At 62.6% G+C, this 14,806-nt stretch carries 8 protein-coding genes and 1 tRNA gene; 4 read left to right on the top strand and 5 right to left on the bottom strand.

All coding sequences use genetic code 11. From position 1 onward, the window contains the following. Window positions 1-7 precede the first annotated feature (7 nt). From NTZ26_13690 to NTZ26_13675, 4 genes are all read right to left on the bottom strand, one after another. On the bottom strand, window positions 8-1,705 hold the full coding sequence (locus NTZ26_13690; protein MCX6561552.1) for a mucoidy inhibitor MuiA family protein: 1,698 nt from the start codon (window positions 1,703-1,705) through the stop codon (window positions 8-10). Window positions 1,706-2,035: 330 nt separating this feature from the next. Continuing rightward, complete coding sequence (locus tag NTZ26_13685; protein ID MCX6561551.1) at window positions 2,036-5,149, bottom strand: protein kinase; 3,114 nt, start codon at window positions 5,147-5,149, stop codon at window positions 2,036-2,038. 145 nt (window positions 5,150-5,294) lie between these two features. Then, a tRNA-Thr gene (locus NTZ26_13680) sits at window positions 5,295-5,367 on the bottom strand. Between the two features lie 101 nt (window positions 5,368-5,468). Further along, window positions 5,469-5,867, bottom strand: a complete 399-nt coding sequence (locus NTZ26_13675; GenBank protein MCX6561550.1) for a PilZ domain-containing protein — start codon at window positions 5,865-5,867, stop codon at window positions 5,469-5,471. A 119-nt stretch (window positions 5,868-5,986) separates the two neighbouring features. Between NTZ26_13675 and smc the strand changes: the two genes are divergently transcribed. From smc to NTZ26_13655, 4 genes are all read left to right on the top strand, one after another. Further along, window positions 5,987-9,478, top strand: a complete 3,492-nt coding sequence (smc, locus tag NTZ26_13670) for a chromosome segregation protein SMC (protein MCX6561549.1) — start codon at window positions 5,987-5,989, stop codon at window positions 9,476-9,478. Then, complete coding sequence (locus NTZ26_13665) at window positions 9,471-10,958, top strand: radical SAM protein (GenBank protein MCX6561548.1); 1,488 nt, start codon at window positions 9,471-9,473, stop codon at window positions 10,956-10,958. Before smc ends, NTZ26_13665 begins: the two co-directional genes overlap by 8 nt. A gap of 108 nt (window positions 10,959-11,066) precedes the next feature. Then, window positions 11,067-12,536: a sodium:solute symporter family protein gene (locus tag NTZ26_13660; protein MCX6561547.1), complete on the top strand. Its 1,470-nt coding sequence runs from the start codon at window positions 11,067-11,069 to the stop codon at window positions 12,534-12,536. 127 nt (window positions 12,537-12,663) lie between these two features. Then, the gene (locus NTZ26_13655) at window positions 12,664-14,577 is read left to right on the top strand and encodes a hypothetical protein (protein ID MCX6561546.1); all 1,914 of its coding nucleotides are present in this window, start codon (window positions 12,664-12,666) and stop codon (window positions 14,575-14,577) included. Between the two features lie 47 nt (window positions 14,578-14,624). On the opposite strand, the gene NTZ26_13650 is transcribed toward NTZ26_13655, so the two are convergent. Further along, the coding region (locus NTZ26_13650) for a hypothetical protein (GenBank protein MCX6561545.1) at window positions 14,625-14,806 on the bottom strand (182 nt) is incomplete at its 5' end.

Below are 14,806 nucleotides of genomic sequence, written 5' to 3'. Positions count from 1 at the left end.
GGGCCGCTCACAAGCCGCTGATCGTGGCGTCCCTCGGGTATTCGATCGTATACTCGATCAGGATCTCCTTCTTTTCCTGGGGCGCCAGAAGGACCGTCCAAGACAGCATCCCCTTCTCGTCCCGCTTGGCCGGAGCCGGCGTCAGGACGACGTCTTTGACCTCGATCTTGGAATTCTGGCTGATCGGGAGGCGGTCCGCAAGGTCGACCGAAACCGGGGTCTTGCGCAGGTTTTGGACGGTCAACCGATAGATGAAATGAAGCTTCTCGGCTTTGCTTAAGAGCCCGCCGCCGGATTTCTCCCGCTTGACCTGCTCGAACTTGATCTTGATCTGGCCGTCTTCGCCGAAGAAGAACTTGGCTTCTTCGCCGGCGGCCGTGGCCGGGAGGGTCATGGCGCCGACGAAGTCCTGGCCGATGAAGAGATCCGCGCTGCCCGAAAGCAGCGGGTAGGCCAAGGTGTTGGTCAGAGTGCCGCGAAGGTACGCCGTTTCGCGGTTCTGAGGAACGGCCGCATAGTCGTACTTGACCTTGACGGTCGGCGAATCGATCGGGAACTTGTGCGGCGCGCCGTCCGAGGGGACGTCGACGGCCCGCTTGATCTCGAAATTCACGTGCAATCCGGTTTCGGCCACATCCGCAGTCTCGATCTCGGCTTCCCGGGGCGGCGGCGCCGGGGCCGGCATCGAAGCCGCCGCCGGCATCTCGGCCATCTTCATCATCTCCCTCGAACCCTCGTCCCGGGAGGAACCTTTGGACATGCGCGGGACATAGATATCCAATAGCCAGGGGGAAAGATCGCGCGGCCGGCTCTCCAGAGCCGGCGAGGAGGTCGAGAGCGCCATCCGGACGCCTTCCCAGCTCTCGCCGCTTCTCTGTTGAATAACGGCTGAAAGGGACAGCTCGGCTTCGCCGCTGTCGGGCAGAGCCCGGACGACATAGACGGGCGTCCAACGGGCGTTGGCGACGGTATAGGAAAGATCGAGGGTGAAATCGCCTTGCGTTTTGGCTTCGATCAGAACGGTCACTTTGCGGGCCTCGGCCGGTCGGCCGGGCTTGAGCTCCTCGATTCGCTTGCGGAGCGCTTCGGCCTTGGTTTCCTGCTCCTTGAGGGTCTTCTGACGGTCAAGCTGTCCGGCCTTGACGGTCGCCAGTTTTCCGCCCAAGAACTCCAGCGTCTTCTCCCAACCCAACGGATCGGCCTTGCCCTGGGCCACAGACGCCGCGTTCAGCGCCGATTGGCTGGCGGGCAGGGACATCAGGAAGCTCTCCTGGACGCCCAGAACGGCCAAATCGTTCTTGGTCTTGCCGATCTCATAAAGCAAAGCATCCAGCTCGGTCTGGACCTTGCGGGCCTCGGGCAGGAGGGGCGATTCGAGGTATTCATTGGCCGTCTCGAGCCCGAGGATCTTGACCTCGGCCGCGCCGCGGCCGCTGGCCCGGAGGGAACCGCCAATGATCGTCGTCGGCAAGCCCGCAAAGACGACGCTCTGGGGGCCCAGGATCGGCCGGATGGCGGCCGTGCGGACGACGGTGGCCCGGTCGGCGAAGACCGTGACCGACTGGATCCGGCTGACGGCCTGGATCTTCAGCTCGGGATTAGGTGTGACGAATCGGGGCGGCGGCAATTCCTGGGCGGATGCGACGGCGCCGGCCAGGACGGCCGCGGCCAGGCCCAATAAAATCGCTCGACGGGTTTGGTTCATGGCGATCTCCTTCCTTTATTCAAAAAGTAATACATTTCCCGGGGCATTACAAGCGCTCGCCCCGGGAATACAACCGGGAGCGGCGGATTATTCCCGCCGGAAGAGAAACTGAGCATCTGCGCCCCGAGAGATCGCCGGCTAGGTGCGAAGAATCTGGAGTCCGCGAGCGGGATCGAACCGCCGACCTGCTGGTTATGAAGGGACAGCCTCAGCCGACTAACGAGTTGATCGCAAAAATAGCTCCATGGGCGGCGTGGGAGATAGCGCATGGATTGTGCTCACCTGCGGCGCCGACACTCCCCTTTGATCGGACGAGCTTGAGGGCAAACTTCATCCTACCTTCAGCCTGGCCAGCCGGTTCCTGGCGTCCTTGCTTTCGACAAAACGCGGGTCCGCGTCCGCCCAGTACTTGAGGAATTTCTCGTACTCCAGACACGCCCTTTTTTTGACGCCCTTCTCCTCCAAAACCCGGCCGAACCGGTAGTGGTAAAGAGGATGAATGAGCATGCGCAGCCGGTTCTTCGGATCGATGGTCGTCAGGCGCTCGTATTCGGCGATGGCCTTATTGAGATCGCCATTTTTCCAGTAGGCCCTGGCCAAGACGTCCTTCAGAAATGGGATGTTATATCTACCCATGGAACCCGAGTTCACGGATGGCAGCATCCCGAACACAATCTTTTCCCCGAGGCTGATCGCCTTTCCCACCGAGTTTCCGGCCAAGGCGGCCTCGGCGCTCAAGAGCGAGTAATCTAATGTCAGCTCCGCCCGGTCGGTCGGATCCAACCCGGGGAGGACATTCTCCATCTCCGTCAAATGCGTTTTCACCGCTTCCAGTCGGCCTTGCTTGAGTTCGACCCAGCCGAGGCAAAAGCTGTAATCCGCCGCATAATAGGCCCGGCGTGACGGATCGTCCTTTATGTTGGAATCCATAGAACTCCGGAAAGCCGCCAGGGACTTGCCGAATTCTCCCCTGTCCGTGTAGAGGAATCCCATGATCCAATCGATGTACGCAACGCCGGAAGGATACTTGAATTTCTCAGCCTGGCTTCGGTTGAAGAGAAAGCTGGTGAGCGAGCTGTCCAGCCGGCCGAGAAGATAATCGTATACGCCTTTGAGCCAGGGCCCATCCAAGTTGGCCCACTGCGCCGGCGCCTTCTTGGGGTACTCCTCTACCCAGCGTCCGACTGCTCCGTAGTCCTCTTTGAGGGCATAAACGTAAGCCAGCCCCGGATAGGCGTTAAAGAAATCCGGCTTGATGGCCAGCGCCTCTTGATATTTTGCGGCGGCCTCGTCCAGCTTGCCCATGAAAAGATTCATTTCGGCGATGGAATCGACCGGATTGGGAAGCCCGGGTTTCAGCTCGGCATAGCGCTCGAACGATTGAGCCGCCTTGGCAAAATCTCCCGCATCGGCGTAGGCATAGCCGAGCTCATTGACAGCAGGGCCGTACCTTAAATCGATGGCGATGGCCTTTTCGAGCTCACCGATGGCCTCCGGATTGCGGTCGGATTTATAGAATAATACCCCCAGCTCGTAGTGAGCTTCCTTATCCTCCGGATACTTATCGACGAGATCCTTCAGCAGCCGGATTTCTTTGGCGGGATCCCGTTCGATGCTGCCGGCATATTCGGCCTCGATGAAAAGCCTATCCTTCTCTGTGGCCCTGGCCGAATAGATCTTGGCTTTCTCCAGGGCCTTGTCGCGGGCGGGATCATCCAAAAGATTTCCGGCGGCCCGGGCCAGGACGTAGTAGGCGACAGCGAACGTCGGGTCGACAGTCACGGCTTTCTCCGCGAATTTCCTGGCGTCCGCCCAAAAAAAGTTTTCGTTGGCTTCTCGGGCCTTCAGATAATTGCCGTAGGCCTCCATGGAACTCGTGGTGAGGTCGATGATCTTCCGTCCCGGCGCCTCGATCTTGAGTGCCGGGGGCGCGATGCCGCGGCGGATCGTCCGGCTGATCTCATCGATCTGGGATTTGAGGATGCTGGCGACGCCGTCCCCCCTGGCCGAGGCGCTTTTGAGGATATGCTTGCTCGAGGCATCCAGAACCTGGACGTCCGTGGCGAACGTCTCTCCCGCCTTGACGAAGCTTCCCAGGACGACGGCCTCGATGCCCTCCTTGCGGCAGACTTCGAAGCCCGCCTCCTCGTCGAAAATGGCGGCTGCGTCCCTCCCGGAATTGCGCAGAAGGTCCTTCATCCTCTCCCAGGATGTCACCCGTATGCGATGCGACTGCTCCAAGCTCGTGATGAGAAGGTGCGGGATCGCCTCCCGGAGGTAGTCGAGCTCCGCGTCGCCGGTCTGGTTTTTGAACCCGATGACGGCGATCGAACGCCCGGCTCCTGCCTTCTCCGGGATTATTTGCCGGATGAGAAAGCCGACGAGCGCCAGAAGAACGATAGCTCCCGGAATCCAAATCTTCTTGGAGGGGAGGCGGACGGTGATTTCCTTGGACGTCGATGGTTTCCGGGTTGGCAGGGCATGAGGAGTCGTCGGCAGCGACTTCTCGACCTTGGCCAGGTCGGCGAGGAGCTCTGCCGCGATTCGATAGCGCTTCTCCCTCGACTTTTCCAGGCATTTCAGGATGATGCGGTCGAGGTCCTCCGGAATCTGGGTGTTCAGCGCCCGCGGGTCGGGAGGCGCCTCGCTCTTCTGCTTGACGGCGATGCTCAGCGGGGTTTCGCCCTCAAACGGAAGACAGCCCGTCAGCATCTCGAAGAGGACGATGCCCAGGGCATAGAGGTCCGTGCCCGGGTCGGCTTCCTTGCCCTCCACCTGCTCGGGCGACATGTAGCCGGGCGTTCCGATCATCACGTTGCCCCCGGTCATCCCCTTGGCGCCGACCAGGCGAGCAATCCCGAAGTCCATGATCCGAGCATTGCCCTCTTTATCGATCATGATGTTTTGCGGCTTGAGATCGCGGTGGATGACACCCAACTTGTGGGCTTCCGCCAATCCCTCGGCGACTTGCTGAGCGATAAACACGGCTTTTCCGGAGTTGAGGGGGGCCGCCCTTCGGATGAAGCTTTTTAGATCCTCCCCGGCCACATACTCCATGGTGATGAACAGCTGCTGACCGTCCTGGTGGAGCTCGTGCATCCGGCAGACGTTGCGGTGGGTAATCCGGCGGGCCAGCTTGATCTCGTTCCGGAAGCGCTCGACGGTCCGTTCGTCCAGGGCGATCTCGGGGTGGAGGATCTTCAGCGCGATCTCTTCGCCGACTTCTTTGTCATAGGCCCGGTAAACCCGCCCCATGCCTCCGGCCCCGAGCTCCTCGATCAGCTCGAACCGGCCGGCGAAGATTTCGCCGCGAACAAGCTCATGGGGAGTCGTATCGAGCGTCCGAGTGGAGGAGACCTGGGCCGCGGGATCGAACTTCGTGCCGCACTTACCGCAGAAAAGGGTATCCGATGGATTATTAGAATGACACTTGAGGCATTTCAAGTCCCATACCCCTCTCGACCTAGGTTAGCCTCAGAATATCAACAAACAAAAAGGCCGTCAATGTAAGGAAACATGCCCATCGACCGCACCTCTCCCCTACCCGCAAGTCGCTGATCTTCAGGAGTTATCAGAGTGCAAGCAAGAGAGCCAGCGAGAGGGATCGAACCTCCGACCTGCTGATTACGAATCAGCCGCTCTACCGACTGAGCTACGCTGGCTGCGGGAAGAGGGCCATAAATTAGCCGAAAACACTCCGTAAGTCAAACGACCGGGAACGGAGGGGACGGCGAAAGGGAGCCGGAGGCGATTCCGGATCGGACTATTTGGACGGCGCGGCGCCGGCCTGAACCTTTAGCTGGTCTTTGGCTTTGTCCTTGCGCCAGTTGTCATAGCCCATATCGAGGAGTTCGGACTTGGTGCAGTTCTCCAAGTCCTTGATCCTCAGCCCGATTTCGACCTTCTTGCCCTTGGGCTTAATCCAAACAACCTCGCCTTTCAGGGAGCAGTTTTTATGGCTTTCGGGGCCGTGGACCTTGAAGGTCAGGTCTTTGCCGGGTCCGAAATCCATCCCCATCTCAAGGACGACCCGGATGCCTTCTCGGGAAACATTGTCGATCAGGGCGGGATTGCCGGGCTGGCCGTTTTCGTCGACCTCTACGAGCTCGACCGGGACGAGGCATTCAAAGCGAAGATATTTTCTCTTCTCTTCTTCAGGCATTTGAGGTTAGTGTGGCACGAATCTCCGGCCATTTCAAGCAAATAATTCCGGGCCGGGCCGATTTTGGCTGTTGAGGCCGGACCCCCTCTTCGACTACAATACCTCCCTATCGAAACCCCATGTACATCAAGCGACTCGAACTCCAGGGCTTCAAGACCTTCCCGGAACGGACCAAGGTCCTCTTCAATCCCGGGATCACCATCATCATCGGCCCCAACGGCACCGGCAAGAGCAACATCGTCGAGGCCATCCAGTGGGTCCTGGGCGGCCACCGCCAGAAGACCGTTCGCGGCGAACGGACCGAGGACGCCATCTTCAACGGCACTCAGAAGCGCCCCGCCATGGGCATGGCCGACGTCAGCCTCGTCTTCCAGAACACCGAGGAAGAGCTCCAGATCAATCACCGGGCCTTCCGGACGGGCGAAAGCGAATACCGCCTGAACGGCAAGATGGTCCGGCTGCGGGACATCCAGGAGGAGCTCTGGAAGAAGGCCATCTCCGAGAACAAGTATTACGTCATCGAACAGGGCGCCATCGGCACCTTCGTCACCTCCAAGCCGGTCGAGAAGCGGGCCCTGATCGAAGAGGCGGCCGGCACCGCCTACTACAAGGACAAGAAGCGGCTGGCCGAGCACAAGCTCGACGATACCGAACAGAATCTGACCCGGCTGGAGGATATCCTGGCCGAGGTGGCCAAGGCCAGAAACTCGCTGGCCCGCCAGGCCGGAGCGGCCGAGCGCTACCGCAAGCTGCGGGAACGGATCCGGGAGCTCACCGTCCTGCACTTTAAGCACCGCGGCGAGCAGCTCCAGGCCGGCCAGCGCGAGGTCCAAACCCAGTACGATCTCGGCTTGGAGAAGGAGCGGGCCCAGGATGTCCGCCTGGCCGAGGAGGAGCGGACCGTCAATCACAAGCGCGGCGAAGCCCGCGACCTGGAGCAGACCCTCAAAACCGGCCAGGACCGCTTGTATTCCCTCAAGGCCCAAATCGCCCGGGCCGAGGCCGAGCGCGACCGCGAGAAGCGGCGGGCCGAGGACTTGGAGGTTCTGCGGCGCCGCGCCGCGGCCGAATCGGACGAGCTCCTGGCCGAGCTCATGGTCCTGGAGCAGGAGCTCAACCTGGCCGGCGAGGACGCCGCCGCCCAGGCCGAGGATCTGACCCGCAAGGAAGCCGAGGCCGTGAGCCTCGAGTCCTCCCACCGCGAGGCCGAAGCCCGCGTCGCCCCATGGGCGGCCAAGGTTGAATCGCTTCGGGCCGACACTATCCAGGTGCTGGCCGAGCTGACCTCGGCCCGCAACGAGCAAGCCAAGCTCGAGAAGGAAATCGAGCTCATCTATAGGCAGGAAGAAAAGCTCCGGTCAAGGCGTGACGAGGCGACCGAGCGTCATTCCCGCAAGGCCGCTGAGCGCGAAGCCGTCGAAACCGAACGAGCCTCGGGCGCGGCCGGGCTGGCCGAGCGGGAGCGCTCCGAGGCCGAGGCCCGGGCCCGCCTGACCGAATCCGTCGCCGGCATCAACGCCTTGCGCGATCGCATCGGCATTCTCAAAGACGAGCGCGATGCGACGGTCCACCACCTCGGGTCCCTTCGGAAGCTGGAAGCCAAGGAGCGCCAGGCGGCCGCGGTTCCCGATGTCCCCTCGGCCCTGGGCGCTTTCGCCGACATGGTCAGCTCCGACGCTGCGGACGCGCCTCTCATCGACGTCTTCTGGAAAGAGGAAGCCCGATCGCTGGTCATCCGCCCCCAGGACGTCCTCGACGCGCTGGGCGCCGGAGAACTGCGGGGCAACTTCCTCCTTCTTCCCCCGGACAAAGGTGCCGCCGCCGGCGAGATCCCTCTGTTCGATCCCGAGATTCTCGGCCGGCTCAAGGCTCGGCTTAAGCCCGGCGCCGCCCTGGGCGGCCGACTGCCGCTCCTCCAGGACGCCTTCATCGTCAAGGACATTCAGTCCGCCGTCCGGCTGTGGCTGGCCCACCCGGACCGCAATTTCATCACTCCCCAGGGGGACGTCCTCCTGCGCGGCGGCCTGCTCAAGCTGGGGCAGCGCCAGGAGGGGTTGTTCACTTTCATCCAGGAAATCCGGGACGTGGAAGGCCGCCTGGCCGCCCAGGACGCCGTCATCGAACCTCTCGTCCGCGAGCTCGAAGCGGCCATGGCCGGCAAAGCCGAGCTGGACGCCCGGCTCGACGCCCTGGCCTCGGAGATGGCCGTCCTGCGCCGAACCTTGATCGACCTCGAGAAGCGTACCGCGCTGGTCCTGGCCGAAAGGGACAAGCTCGAAAACGACCTGGCCCTCTTCGGCCACGACCTCGAGATTCTAGCCATGGACCGGCACGGATTTCTGGAGAAGCAGGAGCGCCACGCCGTCGTCCTGCGAACCCTGGAAGACGCGGAGAAGCTCCGCCGTGAAACGGCCGAAGCCGAGGAGCGCGAGCTTCTCCAGCACCAGGAGCGGGCCAACCTGGAGACCCAGGCCCTGCTCGAGCTGCGCGGGGCGATCGATCTGCGGCGTGAGAAGATCGGCGGCCTGGAGGCCCGGGTCAAGGCCCAGGAAACGCGCAAAGCCGCCGCGGCCGCCAAGCTCGGCAGCCTGCAGGAGGAGATCCGGGCTTCCGAGGCCGAGCAGGAATCGCTCCGCCGGATGATCGTCGAGCTGGGCGACCGCGCCGTCAACCTGGACGGCCAGCGGGCCGAGCAGGAGGAGGCGCTGGCCGAGAGCGAGGGCAAGCTGGCCGACCTGCGCCGCGAGCTTCTGGCGGCCGAGTCCGGGCTGTCCGGTCTGCGGGAAGAGCACGAGCGGCTGAAGGACGAGCGCATGAGCTGGGAAGTCCGCAAGGCTGAGGTCGACCGGGACCTGGTCAACCTCGAGGAGGCCTGCTGGCAGGAGCTGAAGAAGACCATCCAGGAAGTGAAGGCCGAAGCCGCCGCCGAATCCGCCGAGACCGGCGACGTCGAGGCCGAGCTGGATGAGGCCAAGGACAAGCTCCAGCGGATCGGCGCCGTGAACCTGATGGCCGAAGAGGAGTACCAGCAGCAGAAGGAGCGGCACGAATTTCTCGTCCAACAGCGGGCCGACCTGCGCGAGTCGATCAGCCAGACCAAGGAAGCCATCAAGCAGATCGACGAGGAGAGCCGGACGCGGTTTTTAACCGCGCTGGCCGAGGTCAATACCTACTTCCAAGAGCTGTTCACGACCCTGTTCAAGGGCGGGACGGCCTCGGTCCGGCTGCTCGACGAGAACGACCCCCTGGAAAGCGGTGTCGACGTCCTGGCCCAGCCGCCGGGCAAGAGGGTCGGCAACATGGGCCTGCTCTCGGGCGGCGAGAAATCGCTGACCAGCCTGGCCTTTTTATTCGCCCTGTTCCGCTACAAGCCCACCCCGTTCTGCATCCTGGACGAGGTGGACGCCGCGCTGGACGAGGCCAACCTGATCCGGTTCCTCGATCTGATGAAGACCATCAAGTCCGACACCCAGTTCATCATCATCACCCACAACTACCGGACGATGGAGGTGGCGGACTACATCTACGGCACGACTATGGAAGAGCCGAACGTGACCCGGGTTTTCTCGATGAAGATGGAGAAGAAGGCGGAGGCCGAGCCCGTTGCCTAGAGTCCAGTTGTATGTCTCGCCGGGCGGGTATTTCGCCGAACGCTGGGCCGATGGATCGTCCATGCCCCCCCTGGGCCTGCTCACCATCGGGGCCGTGCTGGAGCGCGAGGGCATCCCGGTCGAGATCGTCCCCTGCAACGTCCTAGGCTTGGGCTGGAAGGACATCGTCCGCAAGATCCGCCGCGACAAGCCCGACATTGTCGGCGTCACGATCACGACCGAAAACCGCTTTCAAGCCTTTAAGCTCATCCGCCTGGCCAAGCGGGCCCACCCCGACTGCCTGACCGTGCTGGGCGGCCCGCACGCCTCCATGGCGGCCGAGGACTGCATCCGCCATATCCCGGAGCTCGACGTCGTCGTCCGGGGCGAGGGCGAGATGACCATGCTCGAGCTCTGCCGGGCCTGGGATGCGCGGCCCGAGCTTGCGGCCTTGGACGGCATCCCCGGCCTGATCCTTCGCCGGGACGGCGAGCCGACCTCGAACCCGCCGCGGCTGCCCATCGCCGACCTCGACTCCCTCCCCTATCCCGCCTATCACCTGGTGCCGTTCGAGAAGTACAAGTTCGCCTTCGACGTCCCCGGGCATGGCCCGCTGCCGGCCATCAACATCATGACCAGCCGCGGCTGCCCTTTCGCCTGCAGCTTCTGCGCCACCCCGGTCAACTGGGGCCGCCACGTCCGGATGCGCAGCCCCGAGAACGTCATCCGCGAGATCGAGCTGCTTAAGGCCCGCTACGGGATCAAGGTGGTTTTCTTCTTCGACGACACTTTCAACGCCAGCCCCAAGCGGGCCGACGCCATCTGCGATCTGATGATCGAGCGGAAGCTGGATGTCTTCTTCAAGTGCGACGTCCGCCTGGACATCATGAGCCGGGCCCTGCTTCTGAAGATGAAGGCGGCCGGCCTGTTCCATCTGTCATACGGGCTGGAGGCGGGCTCGGACCGGGTCCGCAGCGACATCGTCGGCAAAACCATCGAGATGGCCGACTTCCACAATCTCACGGCTTGGTGCGTCGAGCTCGGGGTGGTGGCCAACGTCTTTTTCATCTTCAGCCACCCGACCGAGACGTGGCAGGAGGCGCAGGAGACGATTGGGATCATCGAGCAGTACAAGGATCGAATCGAGGGCTCGGTGGCCATCCTGCACATCTATCCCGGGACGCCGCTGGAAAAGCACGCCTTGGCGACGGGCTTCCTGCCGGCCGGCTTCTCCTGGACGCGCCGCTACCGCAAGGGCGTGATCACACTGCCGCTGGCCCAAGGCGACGTTCCCCTCTATATCGACAAATTGACTTGGGCCCAAATCAGCGAGCTTGTCCTCCGCTGGTCTTTCAGCGCCCGCCGGACGTCCCTGCTCCGCAAGGCGCCCCGAGCCCTCCGCCAGGTCCGCTCCTTCGGCGACCTTAAACGGCTGGTCGTCATGGGCTGGGTGTATTTAAAGCTGAAACGGGCCGCCCGGAATTCGCAGACACATCATTAATTCCGATAGCAGCGGGAAGTTTTCCCGCGGGAACGCCGCTCATCTTAAGAACGGGCGGCCGTCGCGGAATTAAGTATGTCTCTGCGAATTCCGATAAGGGAGGGCGGCATGTCCATTTATGTCTACATCATCCTGGCCTATCTGCTGGTCCTGATGGGCTTCAACTTCTATCGCTCCCGCAAGATCAAAAGCCAAGACGATTTCCAGGTCGCCGGGCGCAACCTCAAGTGGCAGGTCATGGTCTTCACCCTGATCTGCACGTGGATCGGCTCGGGCACCTTCATCAGCGGAGCCGAGTTCGCCGCCAAAGCCGGGTTCTCGGCCCTCTGGCTGGCGGCCGGCGCCTGGGTCGGTATCATCCTGATCTACTTCCTGGCCGCCAAGATCCACACCTTCGGCCAATACACGGTCGGGGACGTGCTCGAGGTCCGGTACGGTCCCGCGGCCCGGCTCTTCGGCGCCGTGGCCCTGATCCTGTCCTTCGTCTCCATAGTCTCCTACCAGTTCGTGGCCGGCGGCTTCATCCTGAACGTGATCACCGACGGGCGCATCTCCGAATCGACCGGGACGCTTATTGCGGCCGCTTTCGTCATCCTGTTCACGGCCGTGGGCGGGATGGTGGCCATCGCCTACACGGATCTGCCCAACGGGATCATCATCGTCCTGGCCTGTCTGATCGCCGTGCCCTTTGTCGTCACGGCCGTGGGCGGGCTGCCGGCGGCCAAGGCCGCCCTGGACCCTGGCTATTTCGCCGTGGTCAACACTCAATTCGGGGCTCATCCCTGGCTGAAAGCGATTGGATATTTCCTCTCGACCATGTTCCTCCTGCTCGGCGTCCAAAGCATGTATCAGAAATTCTACAGCGCCAAGTCCGGCCGGGACGCCAAGAAGGCCGTGGCCTGGTGGACGGTCGGGACGATCATCGTCGAGACCATCGTCGTCGTCATCGCCGTCTTCGCCTTCAGCAAGCTCAAGGGTCAGATCGATTTGAGCGTGCCCAAAGCCGGAGGCAAGATCGTGCTCATGGCCGCCAAGCAGCTCGTCCCGGTGCCGGTCGGCGTCCTCCTGCTGGGAGCGGCCTGCGCCGTGGTCATCTCGACCGGCATGAACTATCTGCTCTCCCCCTCGACCACCCTGATGCGCGATATCTACCAGCGCTTCCTCAACAAGAAAGCCGACCCGAAAAAGATGGTAGCCCTGCAGAAAGTCCTGATCGTCGTGATCGGCGTTCTGGCCTTCCTGCTGGCCACCCAGCTCAAGAGCGTCCTGGAGATGAGCTTGTTCGCTTACACCATTTACGGCGTCGCCATCACGCCGGCGCTCCTGGCCGCCCTGGCCTGGAAGCGGGCCACCAAAGCCGGCGGCCTGGCCTCGATCATCTCGGGCTCGGTCGTCTGCATCTTCTTCTTCGTCATGTCCAAGGTCCTGCCCGCGGCTCAGGTCCCGGAGGGCGATCCCTGGGGCATCCCGCTCATCTACCCGGCACTGATCGCCTCGCTCGGATCCCTGGTCATTGTCAGCTTCCTGACGCCCAAGCCGAAGGAAGAGGATTTAGCCAGGTTTTTCCCGAAGAAATAGATGCTCAGAGTCTCTCAAGGCACACTTGTCCCCTTTAGGGGACGGACAATCGTCAGTTATTTAAGGAAATAAGGCGGCGGGATTGGTATAATTATTGCAGATGGTATCGGTGTAAGGAGAAATGGCCATGAAAAGAGCATTGATCGTCATTCTGGCCGTGGCCTTCCTGGTTCCCGTCATTAAAGCCCAGGAGCAAGAAGCGCGGTACGTCAATAATTCGTTCGCCCGCCTGAGCCACATAACAGGGACGGCCCTCTTGCAGAGAGCCCAGGATCTCGGGTACGAAGACGCCGAGCTGAACGCGCCGATCGCTGAAGGGGACCGGATCGGGACGACCGACGGCCGGGTCGAGATATACCTGGGCAAGCGGGTTTATGTCCGTCTGGACCAGAACTCCAAGATTGATTTCGCCTCCCTGCCCCGCCGGGACAACGGCATCACCCGCATCCGGCAGTGGGCGGGCCATATGTATCTCGATGTCGGCGCCTTGGCCAAGGAAAAGTCCATCGAAATCCTGACCGACGACGCCACGTTCTACGTCTTGGACAAGGGGCTCTACCGGATCGACGTCCGCGAGGGCGGCGATACGGAGCTCCTCGTGTTCGAAGGCATGATCGAGGCGGCCGGCGCCGACGGATCGATGCTGGTCAAGGATTCCCAGCGAATCGTCCTTCAGAACGGCATGTTCCAGGGCAAGCCGGCCTCGTTCTTTGCGGCCGCGGCCGAGGACGCCTTCGACCAATTCAACTCCACCCGCCTCTCCGCCGTCCATCGCCAGATGGCCCGCGGCTATCTGCCGGACGATATGTCCGACTTTGAGTCGGAGCTCGGCGAGTACGGCGACTGGACCGAGACGCCCGAGTTCGGCAACGTCTGGATCCCCCGCAATATGGGCCCCGATTGGCGTCCCTACTCCAACGGTCATTGGACCTGGATCCCCATGGCCGGCTGGTGCTGGGTTCCCTACGAGCCATGGGGATGGGGTCCGTTCCACTATGGTCGTTGGGGCTGGGGGATGGGCTACGGCTGGTATTGGATCCCGATGAACGTCTGGGGCCCCGGCTGGGTCGACTGGTGGTGGGGCATGGACTACTGGGGTTGGGCTCCGCTGAGCTACTGGGGCTACCCCGGCATCCTCTACAACAACAGGTACTACGGCCGCGGCTGGCAGGGCGATTATCCGCACAACTCGCGGGCCCTGACCGTCGTCCGCAAGGATCAGCTCCAGGCCCGGAACATCCCGAAGGTGGCCCTGACCGAAGAGGCCCTCAAGGGCGCCGGCCGGATCACGATGGCCAATAAGATGCCCGACGCCCAGCCTTCCCAGCACGGCCGTGTTTCGGTCGAGCCGATGGATAACGGCCGGGTCATTATCCGCCAGGGCGGGTCCAACGCCGCCGGCGGCAACGCCGCCGGCCAAGGCGGCCGGGTCATCAAGGAAACCGACAATTCCGGCTCCCGGACGGGCGGCCAGTCGGCCGGCTCCGGCGGCAGAACCGTAGACACCCAGGCGGGCGGAAAGACGACCTCAGGGACGACTTCCAAGCCCGGCGAAAGCGGCACGATCAAGAAGGGCGAGGCTTCGCAAAATACTCCTCCCCCCGCCAACAACTCGGGGGCGACCGGCGAGCGGAAAATCCGGAAAAAAGAAGGCGAACCCGGATCGGGATCTGAAATGAGATCCTACGCCCCCGGCTCCGGCTACGGCTACCCCTCTTCCCGGACTATCACCCGAGAGAGCACGTCCCCCGGACGAAGCTCCTCGGGCTCGGTCCTGGGCAACGTTTACCGGCGCCTCTCGGGCTCCTCCGGCAGCTCCTCGGTCTCCCGCAGCGGATCCTCGTCGAGCGGATCGTCTTCAAGCGGTCGTAGCTCCAGCGGCAATGTTTCGCGGGGCTCCTCTTCTTCGAGCGGTCGCAGCTCGAGCGGATCGTCCTCCAGCGGCCGCAGCAGCTCCGGCAGCTCCTCCGCGGGCCGCAGCTCGGGCTCGTCCGGCAGCTCCCGCTCCTCCGGGGGCGGCGGCGGCGGGCACAGAAAGTAGTTTTCAACCTCACCTAAAAGGAAGCGGCACCTGCCGCTTCCTTTTTTTTAACGCTCGCGCTCTTCCTTGCCCTTCGCGTCCGAGTCGTAGTTGAGGACGAGCAGATGATCCTCGAGCGAGCAGTAGCGCATCGGCTCGGTGCCGTCCAGAAAGGCTTCCATGAAGCGCCATTTGCAGAACGAAGCCGGGCGCAAGCCCGTCTTGCGATCGATGGCCTCGAAGACGATGC

The organism is Candidatus Aminicenantes bacterium, assembly GCA_026393855.1.
In the GTDB taxonomy this organism is placed as follows: Bacteria; Acidobacteriota; Aminicenantia; order Aminicenantales; family UBA4085; genus UBA4085.
Note: the sequence above shows the minus strand (reverse complement) of the source record. Positions and strands in the feature narration are given on the sequence as shown.